9 protein-coding genes, 1 rRNA gene and 1 pseudogene are annotated in these 24,826 nt (G+C 63.2%); 3 read left to right on the top strand and 8 right to left on the bottom strand.

Translation table 11 applies throughout. From position 1 onward, the window contains the following. Nucleotides 1-95, top strand: a 5S ribosomal RNA gene (gene rrf / locus AC25ND_RS26200); the annotation flags it as partial. A gap of 343 nt (nucleotides 96-438) precedes the next feature. On the opposite strand, the gene AC25ND_RS26195 is transcribed toward rrf, so the two are convergent. The 6 genes from AC25ND_RS26195 to AC25ND_RS26170 all read right to left on the bottom strand — a co-directional run bounded on the left by AC25ND_RS26195 (nucleotide 439) and on the right by AC25ND_RS26170 (nucleotide 8,020). Then, entirely contained in the window at nucleotides 439-906 is a 468-nt protein-coding gene (locus AC25ND_RS26195; RefSeq protein ID WP_028693088.1) for an SRPBCC family protein, read from the bottom strand. A 31-nt stretch (nucleotides 907-937) separates the two neighbouring features. Then, nucleotides 938-4,369 (bottom strand): amino acid adenylation domain-containing protein, encoded by a 3,432-nt coding sequence (locus AC25ND_RS26190; protein ID WP_486976676.1) that lies wholly within the window; start codon nucleotides 4,367-4,369, stop codon nucleotides 938-940. Between the two features lie 10 nt (nucleotides 4,370-4,379). Then, nucleotides 4,380-5,309: a diiron oxygenase gene (locus tag AC25ND_RS26185; RefSeq protein WP_028693090.1), complete on the bottom strand. Its 930-nt coding sequence runs from the start codon at nucleotides 5,307-5,309 to the stop codon at nucleotides 4,380-4,382. Continuing rightward, nucleotides 5,306-6,082, bottom strand: a complete 777-nt coding sequence (locus AC25ND_RS26180) for a DUF3050 domain-containing protein (RefSeq protein WP_486976675.1) — start codon at nucleotides 6,080-6,082, stop codon at nucleotides 5,306-5,308. The genes AC25ND_RS26185 and AC25ND_RS26180 overlap by 4 nt, the downstream gene beginning before the upstream one ends. 600 nt (nucleotides 6,083-6,682) lie before the next feature. After that, complete coding sequence (locus tag AC25ND_RS26175; protein WP_139121101.1) at nucleotides 6,683-7,249, bottom strand: hypothetical protein; 567 nt, start codon at nucleotides 7,247-7,249, stop codon at nucleotides 6,683-6,685. Between the two features lie 78 nt (nucleotides 7,250-7,327). After that, the gene (locus tag AC25ND_RS26170) at nucleotides 7,328-8,020 is read right to left on the bottom strand and encodes a GntR family transcriptional regulator (protein ID WP_028693093.1); all 693 of its coding nucleotides are present in this window, start codon (nucleotides 8,018-8,020) and stop codon (nucleotides 7,328-7,330) included. 271 nt (nucleotides 8,021-8,291) lie between these two features. Between AC25ND_RS26170 and lapG the strand changes: the two genes are divergently transcribed. Together lapG and lapD are read left to right on the top strand one after the other, a co-directional pair. Beyond that, nucleotides 8,292-8,993 carry a cysteine protease LapG gene (gene lapG, locus AC25ND_RS26165; RefSeq protein ID WP_232854099.1) on the top strand — a complete coding sequence of 234 codons (702 nt, stop codon included), beginning with the start codon at nucleotides 8,292-8,294 and terminating at the stop codon, nucleotides 8,991-8,993. Between the two features lie 10 nt (nucleotides 8,994-9,003). Then, on the top strand, nucleotides 9,004-10,950 hold the full coding sequence (gene lapD, locus AC25ND_RS26160) for a cyclic di-GMP receptor LapD (RefSeq protein ID WP_028693095.1): 1,947 nt from the start codon (nucleotides 9,004-9,006) through the stop codon (nucleotides 10,948-10,950). 56 nt (nucleotides 10,951-11,006) lie between these two features. Here the strand turns inward: lapD and AC25ND_RS26155 are convergent, their stop codons facing one another. After that, nucleotides 11,007-11,348, bottom strand: coding sequence for a hypothetical protein (locus AC25ND_RS26155; protein ID WP_028693096.1), 342 nt, complete (start codon nucleotides 11,346-11,348; stop codon nucleotides 11,007-11,009). A 160-nt stretch (nucleotides 11,349-11,508) separates the two neighbouring features. After that, nucleotides 11,509-24,819, bottom strand: a pseudogene (locus AC25ND_RS26150) (immunoglobulin-like domain-containing protein); the annotation flags it as partial. Nucleotides 24,820-24,826: the final 7 nt, after the last annotated feature.

The raw sequence follows: 24,826 nt of genomic DNA, 5'->3' as shown, positions 1-24,826 counted from the left end.
GAACCACCTGATCCCATCCCGAACTCAGCAGTGAAACGATGCATCGCCGATGGTAGTGTGGGGCTTCCCCATGTGAGAGTAGGTCATCGTCAAGATTCAATTCCGAAGCCCCTGATCGCGATGCGGTCAGGGGCTTTGTCTTTTCAGGGTACCAATGCACGTGATTGCTGTATGAGACAACCCAGCGCCTTGGACTGGGCTGTCTCGCAGGGAACAAAGTTGCAAGCATCAGCAGCGTGGGAGCGGGCTAGCCCCGCGATGCGGTGTATGGCACCGGCTTCGCCGGTGATCGCGGGCTGATGCTTGAAAACCTGTACCCTGCGCGAAAGCGCAGCCCGAACAGTCATCCCCCGACCCCTGACATCCAAGACAAAAAAAGGCCGCTCCCGGTTGGGAGCGGCCTTTTTGCTATCGGGGCAAACGCCCCTGCCAGTGATCTCAGCTCAGTAGGTTACGCACATTGCCCATCGCCTCGTCGGCAAAGCCCTGCAGGAACGCCTGGAATCCCGGCAGGTCCTGCGGACCACCTTCCCAGGGCTCGGCCTGGATGGTCCAGGTCGCACGGCTGCGGTTGGCATCGATCACCTGCACTTGCATGGCAGCCCACAGGTTGCCGATATTCAGGCTGGTGTAGATCAGGCTCCAGGTCATGTGCATGGCCTGCTCGTCACGGCTGTTCAACTGCTCGATCACCACGTTGCCATCCTTGAACAGCTTCTTGCGCACCGAGCGCACGCCACTGCCGGTCATCTCGATGTGCGCCAGCGCAGGGATGAACACCGGGAAGCCGGCGAAGTTGCCGACGATGTTCCACACGCTGGCGGCTGGGGCGGCGATCTCGACGCTGGAAACCACCAGGCAGCCTTGCGGGTTGCGGATCAGGGTGTCGGGTTTGAGTGTTTGCATGGGATGTTGCTCCTGTTGTGGATTGAAGGGATCAGATAAAACCGATGTCGGCCAGGTAGCGGCAGCCGCGGCTGAGCAGCGCCGGGTCCTTGCTCGGGTAACGGGCGCCCATGCGCTGAACGCCGGCACGGGCGTTGTCGTGGGCGATGCCGGAGATGTCACCGATGTCTTCCTCGAAACCGTCCAGATAGAAGCCCAGGACGTCGTACAGCGCGTTGTCGCGGTCGACCCGGGCCAACTGGCGCTGCCATTGCTCGACGCTCACCAGCTCGAAGGCATGGCCCTGCGCATGGAACGACGCCAGATAGTCACGCCAGCGCAGCGGTTCGGGGTTGTGCAGGTTGAACACGCATTGGCCAGCCTGGTGGCGGCTGCTGTGGAAGGCGATGAAACGGGACAGGAAGTCCACTGGCATGAGGTCGAAGTCGATCTCCAGCCCCGGCACCTGGCCCAGTTGCAGCGAACCCTTGAGCATCAGCATCAGTCGATTGCGCTGGGGCTGGCAGGCGCCCGTGCGGCTGTCGAAGGTGATGTTGCCCGGGCGGAACAGGTTGACCCACACGCCCTGCTCGCGCGCGCGGCTGAGGATGCGCTCGCCGACCCACTTGCTCAGGTTGTAGCCATTACGGATATAGATCGGCGGGGTACTGACCGGATCGCTCTCCAGCACGCGACCATCGTTGTCCACGGCGCTGCACGCGGACAGGGTCGAGACGAAGTTGAAGATCTTCTTGCGTCGGCCTTCGCACAGCCGCAGGCACTCGAACAACGGCTCGATGTTGTCGGCGGCCAGCACCTCGTAGTCGAGCACATGGTTGACCTGCGCGGCGTTGTGCAGCAAGGCGCCATAGTGGTTGTCCAGGTCGTCGTAATCGGCCTGGGACAAGCCCAGCAGCGGCTTGCGCAGGTCTGCCTCGAGTACCCGCACGCGGCTCAGGTCCAGGTTGATGTGGTTGTCCTGCAGGGCCTTGGTGAAGCGCTCCTCGGCGGACCACCCACCGGCTCGGCGTACCAGACAGGCAACTTCGGTGGCGCCCCATTCCAGCAAAGCTTCGACCAGGTGCACGCCAAGGAAGCTGTTTGCCCCCGTGACGATGACCTTGTGCACATCGCCCAGACGTTCCATCGGCAGTACCTGCAAGCCGAGATCGCGGTTGGCGTCCTGCTCCAGGCGCGCCAGGGAGGTCTGCAGCGCATCATCGTTGCCGTCGAGTAGCGCACCCAGGCGCTGCAAGGTCGGCTGCTCGATGAAACGGTTGATTGCCACGCCTTGGCCGAAGTGTTCCCTTACCTCCAGCAACAGGCGTGACAGCAGGATCGAGTGCCCGCCCAGATTGAAGAAGCTGTCGTCCATGGAGATGTTGGCTGGTGGTAGTTCCAGCAACCCGCTCCACAGCTGCAGCAGGTGCTTCTCGGTCTCGGTCGTCGGTGCGATGCGCGCGTTCGTCGGTAGGGGCAGTGGTCGTGCCGACAGTGCCCGGCGGTCCACCTTGCCGTTGGCCGTATAGGGCATGTGCTCCAGCACCTGGTAGAACATCGGGCGCATGTAGTCGGGTAGGTGCCGCTCGGCATGCTCACGCAACACGGCTTGCGCATCGGCCCGCTGCGGATGGGCGAGGAAGGCCAGGATCCGGCGCTGCGCGTCGATCACTACCGCTACCTGGGCGAACAGGTGACTGTCGCGTAGGCAGTGTTCGATCTCCTCGGGCTCGACCCGGAAGCCTCGGATCTTCACCTGGTTGTCACGCCGTCCGCACAGCTCGATGCCTTGGGCGGTCCACTTGCCGATGTCTCCGGTGCGATAGGCTCGCAGCGTGCGGCCTGCGGGCAGGCTCAGCTCGACGAAGCGTTCGGCGGTCAGTGCAGGCTTGTTCAGATAGCCCAGGCCGACACCGGGCCCGGCGATGTACAGCTCGCCAGGGGTCTGCTCCGCTACCGGTCGCAGATCCTGGTCAAGTATCAGCACCTGGGTGTTGGCGATGGGCAGGCCCAGGTTGCGGTTGCTGTCGCCGCTGGCGAACACCCGGGTGGTGGCCAGCACGGTGGTTTCCGTCGGCCCGTAGATGTTGTGCATCCGGCACTGGCCGGCCAGGCGGGTGATGACCTCCGGCTCACAGACGTCGCCGCCAGTGATCAGATGACGCAGGCCGAGGTGGAGATCGCGGGGCAGGATGCTCAGCAGGGCCGGTGGCAGGAACGCATGGCTGACCTCCTGGCTGTGGATAAGTTGTACCAGTTGCCGCGGATCACGGCGTTGGTCCTCGCTGGGCACTACCAGCTCGGCACCGCAGAGGAAGGTCGGCAGGATGTCCAGCAGCGAGGCATCGAAGCCGATGGTGGAGAACTGCAGCACCCGGCTGTGCCCGTCCAGGGCCACATGCTCGCGATACCAGGCCATGAAGTGCGCCAGGTTGCGCTGGCTGAGCAGCACGCCCTTGGGCTGGCCGGTGGTGCCGGAGGTGTAGATCGCCACGCACGCCTGCCCTGCGCCGGCCTGGCGCAGCGCCAGGCCAGGCAACGGCATGCCCGGTGTCGTAGCGAGGCTGCGAACATCCACATGGGGGATATCCACAGGCACATGCCCGTCATGCAGCACGACGCAGGCACCGGCATCCTCGAGGATCGACTGGCGTCGTTCGGCCGGTGTGGCCGGGTCCAGCGGCAGGTAGATGGCCGCACAGCCCAGCACCGCCAGCAGGCTGGCATAGAGGTCAGGCGACTTGTCCATGCACACGGCGACCACCGGTGGCTGTTCGCCGGGTTCAGGCAGCAGCGGTACCAGGGCCTGCTGGATGGCGACGGTGCGGGCATGCAACTGGCGATAGCTGGAGCGCTGGCCGCCATGGTTCAGGGCGAAGCGTTCGGCATGCAGGCGCAGGCTGTGCTCCAGTGTCTCGACCAGGCTCGTTTCGGCCTGCTCCAGCAGGTCGGCGCGCAGTGTGCGGTTGAATGGATGGCGGAAGGCCAGTGCCTCCAGCCAGTCCAGGCTATGCTCGCGCTCCTGGTCGCCGGGGCTTACTGCGGGCGCTTCCTGCAGATGCGCCGGATTGCGGGCAAAACGGGTGACTTGCAGGGCCAGTTGATCACACAAGGCCTGCAGGGCGTCTTCACACAACTGCTGGCCGTTGCCGGAGCTTGGCGTGTGGATCGCTGCTCGCTGAATCAGCCGCTGGGCGCTGGCACTGCCGCACCAGCACAGGGCTTCCAGTTGTGGCAGGGGCTCGGCGAAGCTGGCGCCCAGGCGCAGCCTGAGCAGCGGCGTGTCACCCAGAGGCTGCCAGTCGCTGCTGCCGAGTATCAGGCTGCCGTCTTCCACCACCAGGTCTGGCCGGACCGACAGCCGCTGGCGCAAGGCTTGCCCGCTGTCGACGGTGGCCGGGCCATGGCCGTGCTCATCAAGGAGGCGGGCGAATGCCTTCAGGGTGGGACTGTTGCCCACCAGGAGTATGTCGAGGCGTCTCATATCCAGGTCCTCAGGGCAGGTAGTCGCGCAGGGCGTCTTGCACACAGGGCGACTCGAGCATCGAGCTGCTGCGGAAGAAACGCAGGATGTTGCCCAGCAGCGGATGCTGGTGGTTGATTGGGTAGGCCAGGCCTTGCGCTTCATCGCGCAAGGCCTGGCGCACCGTTTCGTTCACCGGCAAAGCAGCGATCAGGGCGCAGTCGAAAGCCTGCTGGATGTCGCTGGTCAGGTATTGGCGCAGGAACAGCGGCAGCACCTTGGCGATCGCCTGACGATCCGTCTCTGGCGCGGTGTGCCAGTAGATGCGCGTCAGCCGCGCCCAGAAGCTGGAATGACGGCCTTCGTCCAGCAGGTGATCGGCCATCAGTCCCTTCACCGAGGGCTTGACCGAGTCGTCCTTGGCAAAGGCCGCGACATCGTCGGTCAGGGTGTTCTCGGCGATGCCCACGCAGATCAGTTCCAGCGCATCGCGCAGGCCCTCGGGCACCTGGTCCAGCACGGCCGGAATGGCGCGGCTGAGTTCGATCTCCTGGGGCAGGGCGATCGGCTCGATGCCGGTCAGGGCGATGGTCTGCTGCAGGAAGTCCATCGCCACCAGGGCGTGATAGTCCTCGTCCACCACCACGGTCATCGCGTCGTAGCGGCAGGCGAACGGGAACCGCACGGCAAAGCGATCCTTGGCGATGCGCCGGGCGGTGCGGTCGACGATTTCGGTCTCGAAGATCACCACATCGTTGATGAACTTGTAGAGGCTTTGCACCAGCACGAAATCACGCAACTGCGGACATTCGCGCTGGAACGTCGCGCCGAGCACCAGGGGTTGGCGGCTCAGGGGGTAGATCAGTCGCTGGTCATCCTCCACCAGGCGCCGGGGCCGGGTGCGTATGGTCGCCCGAGCCTCCCAGGCCTCGGCAAAGGAGCGGTACTCGAGGGCGTTCATTGGGTGGCCTCGGCGACAGGCGTCTGCAGCGAGGCCCGCAGGCGGTCCCACAGCGCCATGCGGCTGTCCACTGCGGCGATGGCGGCCACGTAGACGTCTTCCTGGCGCAGCGGGTCGTGGTCGACCAGGCGGGCCAGCAACTGTTCGGCGGCAGGCCCGTGGTCTTCGGAGTCCACTTCGATGTGGCGCTGCAGGTAGTAACGGAAGGTCGGCGCCTGCTCGGTGCCGATGCCCCACTCGTCGAGGATCTGCTGGAACATCGCCGGAATCACGCTTTCCCGGCCGTGCAGGAAGGCGGCCGCGACCCGGTGGGCCGGTGCGTCGAGGGCCACCTCGAGGGTGTCGCGGACGAATCGCTGGGCGGCCTCACTGGCACCGCAGCGCAGCAGGGCATCGATGGCCGTGATGCCCTGCTGCTGCAGGGTGATGAAGCGATCAATGGCCTGGGTGCTGGCACCGACTTCGCGCATGGCATCCAGGTACAGCTCGAAGTGGCTGTAGTGGCCGTGGTCGAGGCGGTCGTCCGATTCTTCGCCCAGCACGATCTCGTTGATCAGACGCGCAGCGGCCGGGTCCGCCGGCGGTAGCCAGGGCAGGCTGACGCAGGTCAGCTCCTGCTGCAGGCGCTTGGTCAGTGACATGAAGTCCCAGACTGCGAAAACATGGGTTTCCATGAACCGGCGCAGTGTCTGCAGCGAGTCGATTTCGGAAAAGAGTGGGTGCAGGGAAAGTTCATGTTTCTTGTCGGAAAGTGTGCGCTTCAATGTGCTCATGATGAGGTCCGTTATGGATGGCATTCAGGGGTTAAGTTGCTCTGCACATTGCTCGTTATATAAATTCCAGGCGAAGTGATGCCTCGAATGAAATTTCGACATCGAACAACGATTAGGGGCCGGCAGGGCTTGTCTGGCAAGGCGTCCACGGTGATGCCTGGCCGCCCTTGGCTGGCGCTATAAAAGTTAGAACAACTTCAAAGTTTGTCGCAATTGTTTTTTTGATTATTTTGCGCTCGGACTTTTCTTGAAATATAAGTGTCCGAATAAAACTTTGAGTAAGTTTTATTTTGGCAATATGTGCTCCTTCCGATAAATAACGATCAGAAAAATAGACACAGAGTGAATGCCTCACTCGGAGCACTGATGAACGGAGATGGGAGAGTGACTATTGGAGGGCGGCTGATCGCGTGCGGTCCTTGCCCTGGTGCCAGATTCCTTCTGCAGGTGAATGAGGAGGCAGGCGGCCAGGTCCACGTCTGATGATCAGCGGCCGCTGCGGGGAGTAGAGTGTGCCCAAAATGCTGGCACTGCCATGGCCTGCGACGGACCGGGCAGTGGAAATACCCTGATCAGCGTGTGGATGGCAGGAGGGGAGGGTTAGTAGCTGAGCAGCCCGAGGTGGCTGTTGAAGATGCGCACCAGACGCTGGTTGAGCAGCGAGGCATCGACCGATTGCCCCGGCAATTCAATCAGCTCCAGCTCTCGCCTTACCAGTCTGTGCCAGCCGAGCATCGCCGCCAGGGAGCCAGGCGGGTAGAGCACGGTCATCGGCACGTGCAATGGAAGGTTGCTGGTACTGAACTGCGGGCTGTCACAGCTTGAAACAAACAAGTGACGGGTTTGCCCCGGACTCGCCTCCTGCACCTGTTGCATCAGGGCTAGGGCGATGTGCGCGCCCAACCCTTGGGCGAACATGGCGTGGGGTTGTGTAAGGTAAGGCTCAAGCTGCTCGCGCAGGGCCAGGGTCAGGCGCCCGGCCACGGGCAGTGCGGCGGAGTGTTCCAGGTCGGCAATGCTCGGGACATCGACCGCGACCAGTTCGATGGGGTCGCTGAGGGTTCTTGCCCAAGTACGATACTGGGCAAGTTGTTGCCGGGTGCTGGCCAGGCAGATCAAGCGGATCCTGGACGGCTGGTCGGGCGTGATTTCCTGTCGCGTCTGCACGTGCACTGCCGTTCCTTGTGGCGGATCGTGTCTGCGCAGCGACGCGGTCGTTGAGGTCGGCTGCGCGGTTGAGCAGGATCAGTTGCCCGATTGCCTGTCGAGGTAGCTCCTGATGGTGCGCGCGGCGTGGTTCAGGTGCTCTTCCAGGAGCTCGATGGCTTTGTCCACCAGTTTGTCGCTGGCGGCGTCGACCAGGGCGATGTGATCGTCCTGGGTGAGCTTGCCCAGCCCCATCGAAGATAGGTGGAAGCGCAGGAAGCGTTCCTCTTCGTTGAGCTCGATCTCGATCATGCGCAGTAGCTTCTGGTTCTGCGCCTTGCTGTAGAGGGCCATGTGGAACAAACGGTTGAGCCGGCCGATTTCGGCGTGACGGGTCTCGCTTTCGAGCTGGCGGATATACCCCCTGGCCTGGGCGATGTCCTCGGCATCGAGCAAGGGGATCGACTGGCGCAGCGCCTCGGTCTCGAGCAGCACGCGCAAGGCGTAGGTGTCGACGGCATCCTCGCCGATCAGTGGCGCCACCACGGCACCTTTGTGCATCACCACCTGCAGCAGGGACTGGGCCTCGAGCTGGCGCAGGGCCTCGCGCACAGGCATGCGGCTGACGCCGAACAGGGTCGCCAGCTCTTGCTGGCGCACGGCGGTGCCCGGTGGCAGGCGGCCGTCGAGGATGGCACTGCGCAGGCGCTCTTCTATGACACTGCGGGCCAGGTGCGGCGGTACCTGCTCGCTGCCCAGCACGGTGCTCAGGAGTTTGGGTTTCTCAGCCACGCGTGGTTCGCCTCGGCAACATGAAAATTGGATCCAATTACCCTAGTGAGGGTAGGGGGCGCTTGTCAAACGGATTGATCAAGCCGGTGCGCCATGGCGCACTGACGAAACGCGGCTATCGTGAAGCAAGTTGCCGGCATTGGGAAGATGGCCAAGGTCGCCAGCCCTTGTACGAAGCGGGTTTGCCGACAGTTGGCAGTACAGGCACCCGGTGCCATTGTCTTTTGCCGCGTCAGCCCGCACCATCGCTGCTTTCGACTGATCTGAACAGGTGTCCGCAGTGGCGATACCTTGGCCCCTCAATGCGACCGTACGCCGGCTCGGCCTTGCCGTGCTGCTCGGCTGCCTGTGGCTGGGCGCTACCCAGGCGGATTGGGACTTCTCGCAGATCAGCCGCCGTGCGCAGGCCCTTTACGGCCCGTTGGGCCCGGGCCAGGGACGCATCGATGCCTGGCAGAACCTGCTGACGGCACAGAAGCAGGGCAGCGAGCTGGAGCAGTTGCAGGTGGTCAACCTGTTCTTCAACAAACAGTTGCGCTATGTCGAGGACATCGACCTGTGGCACGAGGTGGACTACTGGGCCACGCCGGTGCAGTCGCTGATCAAGGGCGCGGGCGATTGTGAGGACTATGCCATCGCCAAGTATTTCAGCCTGCGGCGCATGGGCATCCCGGCGGAAAAGCTGCGCATCACCTACGTCAAGGCCCTGCGCCAGAACCGTGCGCACATGGTCCTGACCTATTATTCAAGCCCACAGGCCCAGCCTCTGGTGCTCGACAGCCTGATGGACGCCATCAAGCCGGCCAGCCAGCGTACCGACCTGCTACCGGTGTATGCCTTCAATGGTGAAGGCCTGTGGCTGACCGGCGCTGGCGGCAACAAGAAGGTCGGGGACACCAAGCGCCTGTCACGGTGGCAGGACTTGCTGAAGAAAATGCAGGCCGAAGGGTTCCCGGCCGAACCGGTTTACTGAAGGAGCACAGATGTCACTGTTCAAACAATTGCTGCTAGCCATTTGCCTGTTCCTGGTGGTCGCCTTCAGTGGCAGCTTCATGGTCAGCCTGGAGAGCTCGCGCAGCCAGTACGTCAACCAGCTGCGTTCCCATGCCCAGGATGCGGCGACCGCGCTGGCGCTGTCGCTGACGCCGAACATCGACGATCCGGCGATGGTCGAGCTGATGGTCAGCTCGATCTTCGACAGTGGCTACTATTCGAGCATCAAGGTCATCGACCTGGACTCCAATGCCGTGCTGGTCGAGCGTCATGCCGAGCCCGACGCGGGTGGCGTGCCGGGTTGGTTCATCCAGCTGATCGGCCTGGACCCGGCCGGCGGTGACGCCATTGTCAGCCGTGGCTGGCAGCAGGCGGCGCGGGTCGAGGTGATCAGCCATCCGATGTTTGCCCTGGCCAAGCTCTGGCAGAGCGCCCTGGGCAGCCTGGGCTGGCTGTTGTTGTGCGGCGCGGCGAGCGCGGTGCTCGGGGCCCTGCTGCTGCGTCGCCAGCTGAGGCCGCTCGACTACATGGTGGCGCAGTCCCACGCCATTGCCCGCCGTGAGTTCCTCAGCCTGCCGGAGTTGCCGCGTACGCCCGAGCTGCGCCGGGTGGTGCAGGCGATGAACCAGATGGTCGAGAAGCTCAAGGCGCTGTTCACCGAGCAGGCCGAGCGCAGCGAGAAACTGCGTGCCGAGTCGTACCAGGACAGCCTCACCGGGCTGGCCAACCGCCGTTACTTCGAAATGCAGCTCAATGCCCGGGTCAGCAACCTGGAGGAGGCCCGGGCCGGCTACCTGCTGTTGCTGCGTGTCCAGGACCTGGCGGGCCTGAACGCGCGCCTGGGGGGCCAGCGCACCGACCAGTTGCTGCAGGCGGTGGGCGAGCAGTTGCGCCGCACCTGTGCGAACTTCCCCGAAACCAATGACCTGATCACCCGTAGCCGTGGCGGCGAGTTCGCGGTGTTGGCGCCGGGCATGGTGCATGACGAGGCGATCCAGTTGGCCCAGGCCCTGGAAACCACCTTGCAGAGCTTGCACGAGACCGGCGCCAGCGATGTCGACCCGGTGGCCTGCATCGGCCTGGCGCCCTACAGTCCTGGGGATGCCCCGCCAGCGTTGCTCAAGCTCGCCGACGAGGCCCTGGCCCGCGCCGAGAGCCAGCCCGCGCCGGGGTGGGTATGCTTGGAGCAGGGCGCCGCAGGCCAGGCCGCCGACAGCCACCACGCCTGGCACACGCGCCTGGACCAGGCGTTGGGCAAGGGCCAGTTCGAGCTGTTCTTCCAGCCGGTCGTGGATGCCAGGGCGCCGGAGCGGGTGCTGCACTACAAGGTCATCTCGCGCCTGCACGACGAGCAGGGCGAAGCCCTGGCGGCCGGCCGTTTCCTGCCGTGGCTGGAGCGCTTCGGCTGGATGGCGCGGCTGGACCTGCTGGTGCTGGAAAAAGTGCTCAAGCACTTGCAGGGGCATGGTGAGGCGCTGGCGCTGAACCTGTCGGCCGCGACCCTGGCCGACCCCCAGGCGCTGCAGCGGGTTTACGAGCTGCTTGGGCAGCATGGGGCGCTGGGGCGGCGGCTGACCTTCGAGATCGGCGAAGAGCAATTGCCCGAGCAGTCGGCGCTGGAACAACTGACCCGACGCCTGCGCGCACTGGGCTTCAGCCTGGCGCTGCAGCGCTTCGGCGGGCGCTTCAGCATGATCGGCAACCTCGCCCACCTGGGGCTGGCCTACCTGAAGATCGACGGTGGCTACATCCGCAACATCGACCAGGAGCGGCACAAGCGCCTGTTCATCGAGGCCATCCAGCGCGCGGCGCACAGCATCGACCTGCCGTTGATCGCCGAGCGGGTAGAGACCGAAGGGGAGCTGAAGGTACTACGGGAGATGGGTGTGCAGGGGATCCAGGGGCAACTGGTCGGTGGGCCGGCGCCCTGGCGTTAAGTTAAAGCCTGTGGGAACGGGCAGGACTACCACAGGCGCAAACAATGGCCGTTTGATCAGATCAACCCGCCGTCCTCGTCTTCCTCGATCAGGTTGTTCAGGCCGCCCAGCGCCTTGCGTGCGGTGGAGCGGTTGAGCAGCTTGGCCTGGGCGCCCGGTGGCAGGTCGGTGATGCTGAACACGCCCTTGGCGGTCAACACCTCGATCAGGTCCTCCAGTACCCGGATCATGTCCAGGTCGCTCTGCTTGAGCTGCTTGAGGCTGTTCTCGACAACGTCGTCGGCGAACCATTCCTGGATCTCGGCATTGTCTGCCGGGACCATGTCGGTAAAACCGTCAAACGCGGCGGCTTCCACCCGTAGCAACTGGCCTTCGGCGTCGCGTTGCACGTAGAACATGGCGGCGTCCCTCGTCACGATGAATCCTTTTTGGTAGTCAGCAGCATAGGCAAAGTTCACCGGGCATGTAAGCCCGGTGCACGAGTATGCGCGTGAAGGGATGGCTGGAAAAGCCCGCGCCCCGACGCCGGCCCTTGCGGGCCGTGGTCGGGGAGGGGGATCAGCTGTTGGAGTTGTCGATCTTGATGGTCGGGTCGGCGCCGCTGATCAACGAGTTGATCGTGGTGTTGGACCAGTTCACGCCCTCGAGCTTGATGGTCACGTCAGCGTTGGCCAGGCCGCCGGCGGCGTTGAGCTTGCCTTCGGTGCTGACCTGCAGGGTCGACTCGCCATTGACCGTGGTGATCTTCAGGAAGTTGTCGATGGTGCTGGCCTTCTCGCCCTGGAGCAGGTCGCTCAGGTCGAGGCGGTCGCCTTCGCTGGCCTTGAAGTCCTTGATCACGTCCTTGCCCAGGTCGCCGGCCTTCCACACGAAGGTGTCGGCACCGCTGCCGCCGGTCATGATGTCGTCACCCTTGCCGCCGATGAGGATGTCATTGCCGGCACCGCCGAACAGGATGTCGTTGCCTTCGCCGCCGAGCAGGGTGTCGTTGCCGGTGCCACCGAGCAGAATGTCGTTGCCCTTGCCGCCGTCGATGTAGTCGTTGCCACCCTGGCCGAAGATGATGTCGTTGCCGTTGCCGCCCAGCAGGGTATCAGCGCCGTCGTTGCTACGCGAGACATCGAACTCGGCGTAGTTCTCGGTGATGTACTTGTGCATCGCCCGCGCGTCCACGCTGCCCGAGTCGACGCCCAGCTTGTCGGCGACATAGCCGCGGATCGCCTCGACACCGGTGCCGGCAACACCGTCGAAGACCATCAGGTCGCCAAAGATGATGTCATTGCCGTCGCCGCCATTGACCGTGTCGTTGCCCGGCTGGGTGACTTCGGTATGGCCGAGGATCGCCTCGGCCAGCTTGCTCGGGTCGATGTTGGTCTGCGGCTTGCCGTCGGTGTCGTACGGTTTCAGGTCGTTGGTGTTGACGCCGTTGTTGAGGCCGATGGCCTCGACCTCGGACAGGCCCGAGAGCAGCTTGAAGCTGTCCTGCGAGTTGTTCGTGGTGGTGGTGCTTGTGCTGGATCCACTTCCTCCGCGTGTCGACAGTTCATAGCCACCAATACCGTCGGCGCGAATGTCACCCGATAGCGTTGTACTCCAGCCTCCCCGGCCATAGGTCTGTACGGTCAGCGCTCCGTCGCTCCCGATGGTGATGTAGTTCGTGTTGTCCAAGTACTTGCTGACCGTCATGCCAGCCTTGTAATTGATGGAGGCCAGGTAGCTGTCGAAGCTGTTACCGCTAGTGCCCAGGTTTGGGTTGCCTTGCTCGTTGGCCTGGTAGTAGGTCGGCTGGCCATCGGTAATGAAGAAGGTCTGGTTGCTGCCGGTATTCCCTGCGGCCTTGAGAGACTGGAACCAGTTGGCGGTGGTCTTGAAGGCATCCTCGTAGTTGGTGCCGCCGTTGGCATTGAGCGTGTTCAGGGCATTGAGCAAGGTTTGCAGGCCTGCATCGTTCAGGGTCACCGCAACGTTGCTCTTGACCTGGGTGGCGAAGTCCACCAGGAGGATGTTCACGGTACCCGACTGGTCGCCCTTGACGCTGGCGGCCAGGGTCTTGAACACCGATTCCAGGGACTTCTTCGACGCATCCACGCCGGACGAGCCCATGCTGCCCGAGGTGTCGACGATGAAGGCGAGGTTGTAGTCCTGGCCTGGCACCACGTGCAGGCCGGTGACGTCGGCCACCACCACATCGTTGCCGTCGGTACCGGTGATGTTGTCGCTGTCCGAAGACAGGTTGCTGGTGGTGTAGGACTGCGGGTAGACCGTGACCTTGATGGTGCCTTCGCTGGTCGCGGTGCTGCCGCCGACGCTCTCGGTGGAGGTCGAGCTGACCTTCACGTCGAACTGGCCGGCGTAGTAGGCCGGTGGCTTGATGGTCAGGCCACCCAGGTTCCAGCCGGTGACGTCCACCGCGTCCTTGCCGACGGTGATGGTGTGGCCGGCGTTGTCGGCCAGCACAGAGCCTGCCGGGATGCCGCTGAGCTTGATGCTCAGGGATTCGGAGCCGTCGGTGTCGGTCAGGTTGGTGCTGATGCCCACCAGCTTGACCGGGGCGCCGTTCTCACTGCCTTCGTTGAGCTTGTAGCCGTCGTAGTAGCCCTGGTTGTTGCTACCGTGCAGGTCGCCGACGGTCACGCCGGCGTTGGTCAGGTCCTTGACGCTCGGGTACATCGGGATGTTCGAGCTGTTGAGGTCGGTGACCGCGCCGTTGCCCACCTTGATGTTGACGTCCAGGCTGCCGGGGCCGGCCTGGTTGGCGTTGTAGATCTCCAGGGTGTAGTAGCCGCTGGTGGTCGGGGTGAAGCTGCCGGAGATGGCGCCGCTGCCTGAGCCCCAGGTGCCGCTGGCGACGTTCTTGCCACCCACGACGATCTGCAGGCTGTCGTCGGCGGTGCCGCTGAACGCATAGGTCTTGCCGGCTTCCAGGTAGATCAGGCCGGAGGTCTTCGAGCCCGTGCCAGGCGTCACGGTGGCGACCGTGTCGACGCCGGTGACGGTCTCGCTCTTGCTGGCATTGCCGGAGTTGGCGAAGACGTTCTTCAGCGCATCGCCGGTGATGCCGTTGCCGTTGTTACCCAGGCCGGTGAGGCTGTTCCAGGTTTCCTTGAGCAGGCCGATGGAGTTGACGTTGTTGTTGCCGATGTTCAGGTCAGGCTTGTCGGCCACTGGCGCGATATCGACCTTCATGGTCACTTCGCCGCCGGCGTTGGTGCCGTCGTTGGGCTTGTACTTGATCTGCGCGTAGTCGGCCTGCTTGTTGCCCACGCCGCTGCCACCATAGCCGTCGACGCCCGACTGGTTGGCCAGTGGCACGAACTTGAGCTTGCCGGCGGCGATGTCGGCCTGGCTGATGTTCTGGTTCAGCGACACATCGACCCACGAGGTGCCGTTGAAGAACTTCAGGCTGCCCAGGTCCGGCAGCTTGCTGATGGTCACCGACAGGCCGGTGTTGCCATCGGCGTCACTGACGTTGAAGTCGCCCCACTTGAACACGTAGTCGGTGTCTTCGCTGCCGGTCACGGCGCCACCGGTCGACACCGGCGCGTGGTCGTTGTCGATGATGGTGGTGGTGACGCTGGACTTGCCGGCGTCGACCTGCAGGTTCTCGAAGCCACCGCCCGCGGCGCCGCTGATCTTGACCGTGAAGTTCTCCGAGCCCTCGACCAGCTTGTCGTCGATGGTCTTGATGTCGAAGGTGGTGCCGCTGCTGCCCGCCGGGATCTTCACGGTGACCACGCCGGTGAAGTCCTGGCCGTCGGTGGCGGTGCCGCTGTAGGTCAAGGTGATGGTCACCTCGGACTTCGACGGGTTGCTCAGGGTCAGGTTGTAGTGGGCGGTGTCACCTTCGGTCACCGAGGTGTCGCCGCTGATGCCGACGGTGGTCAGGTCGCCCTGGCCGCTCGGCTCGTCGGTGACGCTGGTGGTGACGGTGTTGCTGCCCAGGGTCAGCTTCTCGAAGTTGTCGCCGCCGGTGACCGATTCGATCTTGTTGACGATGTTCGGCTGGCCACCGACGTACGGGTCGTCCTTGGCAGTGATGGTGAAGGTGCCGCTGGCGCTGCCGGCCGGGATGGTGACCTTGGTGCCGTCGGTCAGGGTGAAGGTCAGGCCATTGTGGCCGTTGACCGACAGGCCCTGGGCGTTGGTCAGGGTCACGGTGTAGGTGACCTGGCCGCCTTCGGTGACGGTGGTCTTGTCGGCGGACAGGGTGGCGACCACTTCACTGATGGTGTCGCTGATCTGCACGGTGGCGTTGCCGCCCAGTTCCAGATTCTCGAAGGTCTTGCCGGTGACCGTGGCATCGGTGATGCCGACGGTCAGCGAGCTGCCATCCTTGAACACGTCGTCGCCCTGGGCGGCGGCCTTGTACTCGACCTGTGTCTGGCCGGCCGGGATGATCACCTTGGCACCGTTGCTCAGGGTCACGGTCAGGTCCTGCGTCAGCTTCTGGCTGACCTTGACGGTGAACGACGGCTGCTGGTCTTCGGTGACGTTGCCGTTGCCGACGATGGTGACCGAGACCTTATCGCCCTGGTTGCCGGTGCCCGGGGTGCCCGAACCTGGCTCGTCGGTGACGGTAGTCTTCACTTCGTTCTGACCCAGGGTCAGTTTTTCGAAGTTGTCCGCGCCGGTGACGCCGGTGATCTTGTTGCTGATGGTCGGCTGACCGCCGACGAATACATCGTCCGCGGCGGTGATGGTGAAGGTGCCGCTGGCGCTGCCGGCCGGGATGGTGACCTTGGTGCCGTCGGTCAGGGTAAAGGTCAGGCCATTGTGGCCGGTGACCGACAGGCCCTGGGCGTTGGTCAGGGTCACGGTGTAGGTGATCTGGCCGCCTTCGGAAACGGTGGTCTTGTCGGCGGACAAGGTGGCCACGACTTCACTGATGGTGTCGGTGATCTGCACGGTGGCATTGCCACCCAGCTCGAGGTTCTCGAAGGTCTTGCCGGTGACTGTGGCATCGGTGATGCCGACGGTCAGCGAGCTGCCGTCCTTGAACACGTCGTCGCCTTGGGCGGCGGCCTTGTACTCGACCTGGGTCTGGCCGGCCGGAATGACTACCTTGGCGCCATTGCTCAGGGTGACGGTCAGGTCCTGGTCGAGCTTCTGGCTGACCTTGACGGTGAACGACGGCTGCTGGGCTTCGTTGACATCGCCGTTGCCGACGATGGTAACGGAGACCTTGTCGCCCTGGTTGCCGGTGCCTGGAGTGCCCGAGCCCGGTTCGTCGGTCACCGTGGTGGTCAGGGTATTGCTGCCGAGGGTCAGCTTCTCGAAGTTGCCGCCACCGGTGACGGACTCGATCTTGTTGACGATGCTCGGCTGGCCGCCGACGAACACGTCGTCCTTGGCGGTGATGGTGACCGTACCAGTGGCGCTGCCGGCCGGGATGATGACCTTGGTGCCGTCGGTCAGGGTGAAGGTCAGGCCGTTATGGCCGTTGACCGGCAGACCTTGGGCGTTGGTCAGGGTGACGGTGTAGGTGAACTGGCCACCCTCGGCAACCGTGGTCTTGTCGGCGGACAGGGTCGCGACCACTTCGCTGATGGTGTCGCTGATCTGCACGGTGGCCGAACCGCCGAGCTCGAGGTTCTCGAAGGTCTTGCCGACCACGCTGGCATCGGTGATGCCGACGGTGAGCGGGCCGCCGTCCTTGAACACGTCGTCGCCCTGGACCGGCGCCTTGTACTCGACCTGGGTCTGGCCGGCAGGGATAACTACCTTGGCGCCATTGCTCAGGGTCACGGTGAGGTCCTGGTCGAGCTTCTGGCTGACCTTGACGGTGAACGACGGCTGCTGGGCTTCGTTGACATCGCCGTTGCCGACGATGGTGACCGAGACCTTGTCGCCCTGGTTGTCGGTGCCTGGAGTGCCCGAGCCCGGTTCGTCGGTGACCGAGGTCTTCACTTCGTTCTGACCCAGGGTCAGTTTCTCGAAGTTGTCGGCACCGGTGACGCCGGTGATCTTGTTGCTGATGGTGGCCTGGCCGCCGACGAACACGTCGTCCGGTGCGGTGATGGTGGCGGTGCCAGTGGCGCTGCCGGCTGGGATGGTGACCTTGGTGCCGTCGGACAGGGTGAAGGTCAGGCCGTTATGACCGGTGACCGACAGGCCCTGGGCGTTGGTCAGGGTCACGGTGTAGGTGATCTGGCCACCCTCAGTGACGGTGGTCTTGTCGGCGGACAAGGTGGCCACGACTTCACTGATGGTGTCGGTGATCTGCACGGTGGCGTTGCCGCCCAGTTCCAGATTCTCGAAGGTCTTGCCGGTGACCGTGGCATCGGTGATGCCGACGGTCAGCGAGCTGCCGTCCTTGAACACATCATCACCTTGGGCGTTGGCCTTGTACTCGACCTGGGTCTGGCCGGCCGGGATGATCACCTTGGCGCCATTGCTCAGGGTGACGGTCAGGTCCTGGTCGAGCTTCTGGCTGACCTTGACGGTGAACGACGGCTGCTGGGCTTCGTTGACGTTGCCGTTGCCGACGATGGTGACCGAGACCTTGTCGCCCTGGTTGTCGGTGCCTGGGGTGCCCGAACCTGGTTCGTCGGTGACGGTAGTCTTCACTTCGTTCTGACCCAGGGTCAGTTTCTCGAAGTTGTCGGCACCGGTGACACCAGTGATCTTGTTGCTGATGGTCGGCTGACCGCCGACGAATACATCGTCCGCGGCGGTGATGGTGAAGGTGCCGCTGGCGCTGCCGGCCGGGATGGTGACCTTGGTACCGTCGGTCAGGGTGAAGGTCAGGCCATTGTGGCCGGTGACCGACAGGCCCTGGGCGTTGGTCAGGGTCACGGTGTAGGTGATCTGGCCGCCTTCGGAAACGGTGGTCTTGTCGGCGGACAAGGTGGCGACCACTTCACTGATGGTGTCGGTGATTTGCACGGTGGCGTTGCCACCCAGCTCGAGGTTCTCGAAGGTATGGCCCGGAACCGTGGCATCGGTGATACCGACGGTCAGCGAGCTGCCGTCCTTGAACACGTCGTCGCCCTGTGCGGCGGCCTTGTACTCGGTCTGGGTCTGACCTGCCGGGATCACCACCTTGTCGCCGTTGGACAGGGTGACGGTCAGGTCGTAGCCAAGCTTCTGGCTGACCTTGACGGTGAACGACGGCTGCTGGTCTTCGGTGACGTTGCCGTTGCCGACGATGGTGACGGAGACCTTGTCGCCCTGGTTGTCGGTGCCTGGAGTTCCGGTGCCCGGCTCGTCGGTCACGGAGGTCTGCACTTCGTTCTGACCCAGGGTCAGTTTCTCGAAGTTGTCGGCACCGGTGACGCCGGTGATCTTGTTGCTGATGGTGGCTTGGCCGCCAACGAAGACGTCGTCAGGCGCCGTGATGATGGCGGTACCGCTGGCGCTGCCGGCCGGGATGGTGACCTTGGTGCCGTCGCTGAGGGTAAAGGTCAGGCCGTTGTGGCCGGTGACCGACAGGCCGTGGGCATTGGTCAGGGTCACGGTGTAGGTGATCTGGCCGCCTTCGGACACGGTGGTCTTGTCGGCGGACAGGGTGGCGACCACTTCACTGATGGTGTCGGTGATCTGCACGGTGGCGTTGCCACCCAGCTCGAGGTTCTCGAAGGTCTTGCCGGTGACTGTGGCATCGGTGATGCCGACGGTCAGCGAGCTGCCATCCTTGAACACGTCGTCGCCCTGGGCTGCGGCTTTGTACTCGACCTGGGTCTGACCGGCTGGAATGACGACTTTGTCGCCATTGCTCAGGGTGACGGTCAGGTCCTGGCCAAGTTTCTGGCTGACCTTGACGGTGAAGGCTGGCTGCTGGTCTTCGGTGACGTTGCCGTTGCCGACGATGGTAACGGAGACCTTGTCGCCCTGGTTGTCAGTGCCTGGGGTGCCGGTACCCGGCTCATCGGTCACGGTGGTGGTGACGGTGTTGTCGCCGAGGGTCAGCTTCTCGAAGTTGTCGCCACCGGCAACCGATTCGATCTTGTTCACGATCGAAGGCTGGCCACCGACGAACACGTCGTCCGGAGCGGTGATGGTGAAGGTGCCGCTGGCGCTTCCGGCTGGAATGGTGACCTTGGTGCCATCGGTCAGGGTGAAGGTCAGGCCGTTATGGCCATTGACCGGCAGACCCTGGGCGTTGCTCAGCGTCACGGTGTAGGTGATCTGGCCGCCTTCGGTGACGGTGGTCTTGTCGGCGGTGAGGGTCGCGACGACTTCGCTGACGGTGTCGGAGATTTGGACCGAAGCGTTGCCGCCCAGCTCCAGATTCTCGAAGGCCTTACCATCGACGGCAGCGTCGGTGATGCCAACGGTCAAGGTATCGCCGTCTTTGAAGACGTCATCACCTTGGGCTTTCGCCTTGTACTCGGCCTCGGTCTGACCGGCAGGGATCACGACCTTGTCGCCGTTCGACAGAGTCACGGTCAGGTCGTGGTCCAGTTTCTGGCTGACCTTGACGGTGAAGGCCGGCTGCTGGTCTTCGGTCACATCGCCTTTGCCGACGATGGTGACGGTGACCTTGTCGCCCTGGTTGTCGGTGCCTGGAGTGCCAGTGCCCGGCTCGTCAGTGACGGAGGTCTTCACTTCGTCCTGACCCAGGGTCAGTTTTTCGAAGTTGTCGGCACCGGTCACGCTTTCCAGTTTGTTGGTAATGGTCGGTTGACCACCAACGAACACGTCGTCCGGTGCAGTGATGGTGAAGGTACCGCTGGCGCTGCCAGCGGGGATGGTGACCTTGGTGCCATCGGTCAGGGTGAAGGTCAGGCCGTTGTGGCCATTGACCGGCAGACCTTGGGCATTGGTCAGGGTCACGGTGTAAGTGATCTGGCCACCTTCGGTGACGGTGGTCTTGTCGGCGGTGAGGGTTGCAACCACTTCACTGATAGTGTCGGTGATCTGCACCGAGGCGTTGCCACCCAGCTCCAGGTTTTCGAAGGCCTTACCGTCAACGGCGGCATCGGTGATGCCGACGGTCAGGGTGTCGCCGTCTTTGAAGACGTCGTCGCCTTGGGCCTTGGCCTTGTACTCGGCTTCGGTCTGGCCAGCAGGGATGACCACCTTGTCGCCATTGGACAGAGTGACAGTCAGGTCATGGTCGAGCTTCTGGCTGACCTTGACGGTGAAGGCCGGCTGCTGGTCTTCGGTGACATCGCCTTTGCCGACGATGGTGACGGTGACCTTGTCGCCCTGATTGTCGGTGCCTGGAGTGCCAGTGCCCGGCTCGTCGGTCACGGTCGTGGTGACGGTGTTGTCACCCAGAGTCAATTTCTCGAAGTTGTCGCCACCGGCAACCGATTCGATCTTGTTGACGATCGAAGGCTGGCCGCCGACGAACACGTCGTCAGGGGCGGTGATGGTGAAGGTGCCGCTGGCACTGCCGGCCGGAATGGTGACCTTGGTGCCATCGGTCAGGGTGAAGGTCAGGCCGTTATGGCCATTGACCGGCAGACCCTGGGCGTTGGTCAGGGTCACGGTGTAGGTGATCTGGCCGCCTTCGGTGACGGTGGTCTTGTCGGCGGTCAGGGTGGCGACCACTTCGCTGACAGTGTCGGTGATCTGTACCGAGGCGTTGCCGCCCAGCTCGAGGTTCTCGAAGGCTTTGCCATCGACAGCGGCATCGGTGATGCCGACGGTCAGGGTGTCGCCGTCCTTGAAGACGTCATCGCCTTGGGCCTTGGCCTTGTACTCGGCTTCGGTCTGGCCGGCTGGAATGACGACTTTGTCGCCGTTCGACAGGGTCACGGTCAGGTCATGGTCGAGCTTCTGGCTGACCTTGACGGTGAAGGCCGGCTGCTGGTCTTCGGTGACATCGCCTTTGCCGACGATAGTGACGGTGACCTTGTCGCCCTGATTGTCGGTACCTGGCGTGCCGGTGCCAGGCTCGTCGGTCACGGTCGTGGTGACGGTGTTGTCGCCGAGGGTCAGCTTCTCGAAGTTGTCGCCACCGGCAACCGACTCGATCTTGTTGACGATGCTCGGCTGGCCACCGACGAATACATCGTCCGGTGCAGTGATGGTGAAGGTGCCGCTGGCACTGCCAGCCGGGATGGTCACCTTGGTGCCATCGGTCAGGGTGAAGGTCAGGCCATTGTGACCATTGACCGGCAGACCCTGGGCGTTGGTCAGGGTCACGGTGTAGGTGATCTGGCCGCCTTCGGTGACGGTGGTCTTGTCGGCGGTGAGGGTCGCGACGACTTCGCTGACGGTGTCGGTGATTTGGACCGAAGCGTTGCCGCCCAGCTCCAGATTCTCGAAGGCCTTACCATCGACGGCAGCGTCGGTGATGCCGACGGTCAAGGTATCGCCGTCTTTGAAGACGTCATCGCCTTGGGCCTTGGCCTTGTACTCGGCTTCGGTCTGACCGGCTGGAATGACAACTTTGTCGCCGTTCGACAGGGTGACGGTCAGGTCGTGGTCGAGCTTCTGGCTGACCTTGACGGTGAAGGCCGGCTGCTGGTCTTCGGTGACATCGCCTTTGCCGACGATGGTGACGGTGACCTTGTCGCCCTGGTTGTCGGTGCCTGGAGTGCCAGTGCCCGGCTCGTCGGTCACGGTCGTGGTGACGGTGTTGTCACCCAGAGTCAATTTCTCGAAGTTGTCGCCACCGGCAACCGATTCGATCTTGTTGACGATCGAAGGCTGGCCGCCGACGAACACGTCGTCAGGGGCGGTGATGGTGAAGGTGCCGCTGGCACTGCCGGCCGGAATGGTGACCTTGGTGCCGTCAGTCAGGGTGAAGGTCAGGCCATTGTGGCCATTGACCGGCAGACCCTGGGCGTTGGTCAGGGTCACGGTGTAAGTGATCTGGCCGCCTTCGGTGACGGTGGTCTTGTCGGCGGTCAGGGTCGCGACGACCTCACTGACGGTGTCGGTGATCTGCACGGTGGCGTTGCCGCCCAGTTCCAGATTCTCGAAGGTCTTGCCATCAACGACTGCATCAGTGATGCCGACGGTCAGCGAGCTGCCATCCTTGAACACGTCATCGCCCTGGGCATCCGCCTTGTACTCGACCTGGGTCTGGCCAGCCGGAATCACCACTTTGGCGCCGTTGCTCAAGGTGACGGTCAGGTCCTGGTCCAGCTTCTGGTTGACCTTGACGGTAAAGGACGGCTGCAGGTCTTCGGTGACATCGCCGTTGCTGACGATGGTGACGGACACCTTGTTGCCGGTATCCGGATCATCAGTGACGGTGGTGGTGAGTGTTTCCTTGCCGAGCGTCAGTTTCTCGAAGTTGTCCGCGCCGCTGACACCTTCAAGCTTGTTCACGATCGAGGGCTGGCCGCCGACGAATACGTCGCTCGGGGCGGTGATGGTGAAGGTACCGCTGGCGCTGCCGGCTGGAACGGTGACCTTGGTGCCGTCGGTCAGGGTGAAGGTCAGGCCATTGTGGCCATTGACCGGCAGACCCTGGGCGTTGGTCAGGGTCACGGTGTAGGTGATCTGGCCGCCTTCGGTGACGGTGGTCTTGTCGGCGGTGAGGGTCGCAACCACTTCACTGATGGTGTCGGTGATCTGCACCGAGGCGTTGCCGCCCAGCTCCAGATTCTCGAAGGCCTTGCCGTCAACGGCAGCGTCGGTGATGCCGACGGTCAGGGTATCGCCATCCTTGAAGACGTCGTCGCCCTGGGCCTTGGCCTTGTACTCGGCTTCGGTCTGGCCGGCTGGAATGACGACTTTGTCGCCGTTCGACAGAGTGACGGTCAGGTCGTGGTCGAGCTTCTGGCTGACCTTGACGGTGAAGGCCGGCTGCTGGTCTTCGGTGACGTCACCTTTGCCAACGATGGTGACGGCGACCTTGTCGCCCTGGTTGTCGGTGCCTGGAGTGCCGGTACCAGGCTCATCGGTCACGCTCGTGGTGACGGTGTTGTCACCCAGCGTGAGCTTCTCGAAGTTGTCCGCGCCGCTGACGCCTTCGATCTTGTTGACGATCGAAGGCTGGCCGCCGACGAACACGTCGTCCGGAGCGGTGATGGTGAAGGTGCCGCTGGCGCTTCCGGCTGGAATGGTGACCTTGGTGCCATCGGTCAGAGTGAAGGTCAGGCCGTTGTGGCCGGTGACCGACAGACCCTGGGCATTGGTCAAGGTTACGGTGTAGGTGATCTGGCCACCTTCAGACACAGTGGTCTTGTCGGCGGTGAGAGTCGCAACCACCTCGCTGACGGTATCGGTGATCTGGACGGAGGCATTGCCACCCAGTTCCAGATTTTCGAAGGCCTTACCGTCAACGGTGGCATCGGTGATGCCCACGGTCAGGGTGTCACCGTCTTTGAAGACGTCATCACCTTGGGCTTTCGCCTTGTACTCGGCTTCGGTCTGACCGGCTGGAATAACGACTTTGTCGCCGTTCGACAGGGTGACGGTCAGGTCGTGGTCGAGCTTCTGGCTGACCTTGACGGTGAAGGCCGGCTGCTGGTCTTCGGTGACATCGCCTTTGCCGATGATAGTAACGGTGACTTTGTCGCCCTGGTTGTCGATGCCCGGAGTGCCGGTGCCCGGTTCGTCAGTGACCGATGTCTTCACTTCGTCCTGACCCAGGGTCAGTTTTTCGAAGTTGTCGGCACCTGTCACGCTTTCCAGTTTGTTGGTGATGGTTGGTTGACCACCAACGAACACGTCGTCCGGAGCGGTGATGGTGAAGGTACCGCTGGCGCTACCGGCCGGAATGGTGACCTTGGTGCCATCAGTCAGGGTGAAGGTCAGGCCATTGTGGCCGTTTACCGGCAGACCTTGGGCGTTGGTCAGGGTGACGGTGTAGGTGATCTGGCCGCCTTCAGTGACCGTGGTCTTATCCGCAGTCAGGGTCGCAACGACCTCGCTGACGGTGTCGGTGATCTGCACCGAAGCGTTACCGCCCAGCTCCAGGTTCTCGAAGGCCTTGCCATCGACAGCGGCATCGGTGATGCCGACGGTCAGGGTGTCGCCGTCTTTGAAGACGTCATCACCTTGGGCTTTCGCCTTGTACTCGGCTTCGGTCTGACCGGCTGGAATAACGACTTTGTCGCCGTTCGACAGGGTGACGGTCAGGTCGTGGTCGAGCTTCTGGCTGACCTTGACGGTGAAGGCCGGCTGCTGGTCTTCGGTGACATCGCCTTTGCCGATGATAGTAACGGTGACTTTGTCGCCCTGGTTGTCGGTACCTGGAGTGCCGGTGCCAGGCTCATCGGTCACGGTCGTGGTGACGGTGTTGTCGCCGAGGGTCAGCTTCTCGAAGTTGTCGCCACCGGCAACCGACTCGATCTTGTTGACGATGCTCGGCTGGCCACCGACGAATACATCGTCCGGTGCAGTGATGGTGAAGGTACCGCTGGCACTGCCAGCCTGGATGGTGACCTTGGTGCCATCGGTCAGGGTGAAGGTCAGGCCATTGTGGCCGTTGACCGGCAGACCCTGGGCGTTGGTCAGGGTCACGGTGTAGGTGATCTGGCCGCCTTCGGTGACGGTGGTCTTGTCGGCGGTCAGGGTGGCGACGACTTCGCTGACAGTGTCGGTGATCTGTACCGAGGCGTTGCCGCCCAGCTCCAGATTCTCGAAGGCTTTGCCATCGACAGCGGCATCGGTGATGCCGACGGTCAGGGTATCGCCATCCTTGAAGACGTCGTCGCCCTGAGCCTTGGCTTTGTATTCGGCTTCGGTCTGACCGGCCGGAATAACGACTTTGTCGCCGTTCGACAGGGTGACGGTCAGGTCGTGGTCGAGCTTCTGGCTGACCTTGACGGTGAAGGCCGGCTGCTGGTCTTCGGTGACATCGCCTTTGCCAACGATGGTGACGGTGACCTTGTCGCCTTGGTTGTCAGTGCCTGGAGTACCGGTACCTGGCTCATCGGTCACGGTGGTGGTGACGGTGTTGTCGCCGAGGGTCAGCTTCTCGAAGTTGTCGCCACCGGCAACCGATTCGATCTTGTTCACGATCGAA

The organism is Pseudomonas sp. P110(2024), assembly GCF_057480795.1.
Note: the sequence above shows the minus strand (reverse complement) of the source record. Positions and strands in the feature narration are given on the sequence as shown.

Bases quoted from the DNA above. Each gene is read 5' to 3' on its own strand.
- AC25ND_RS26190 (WP_486976676.1), bottom strand. From the start codon at position 4,369: ATGAGACGCCTCGACATACTCCTGGTGGGCAACAGTCCCACCCTGAAG.
- AC25ND_RS26180 (WP_486976675.1), bottom strand. From the start codon at position 6,082: ATGAGCACATTGAAGCGCACACTTTCCGACAAGAAACATGAACTTTCC.
- AC25ND_RS26185 (WP_028693090.1), bottom strand. From the start codon at position 5,309: ATGAACGCCCTCGAGTACCGCTCCTTTGCCGAGGCCTGGGAGGCTCGG.
- AC25ND_RS26155 (WP_028693096.1), bottom strand. From the start codon at position 11,348: ATGTTCTACGTGCAACGCGACGCCGAAGGCCAGTTGCTACGGGTGGAA.
- AC25ND_RS26195 (WP_028693088.1), bottom strand. From the start codon at position 906: ATGCAAACACTCAAACCCGACACCCTGATCCGCAACCCGCAAGGCTGC.
- lapD (WP_028693095.1), top strand. From the start codon at position 9,004: ATGTCACTGTTCAAACAATTGCTGCTAGCCATTTGCCTGTTCCTGGTG.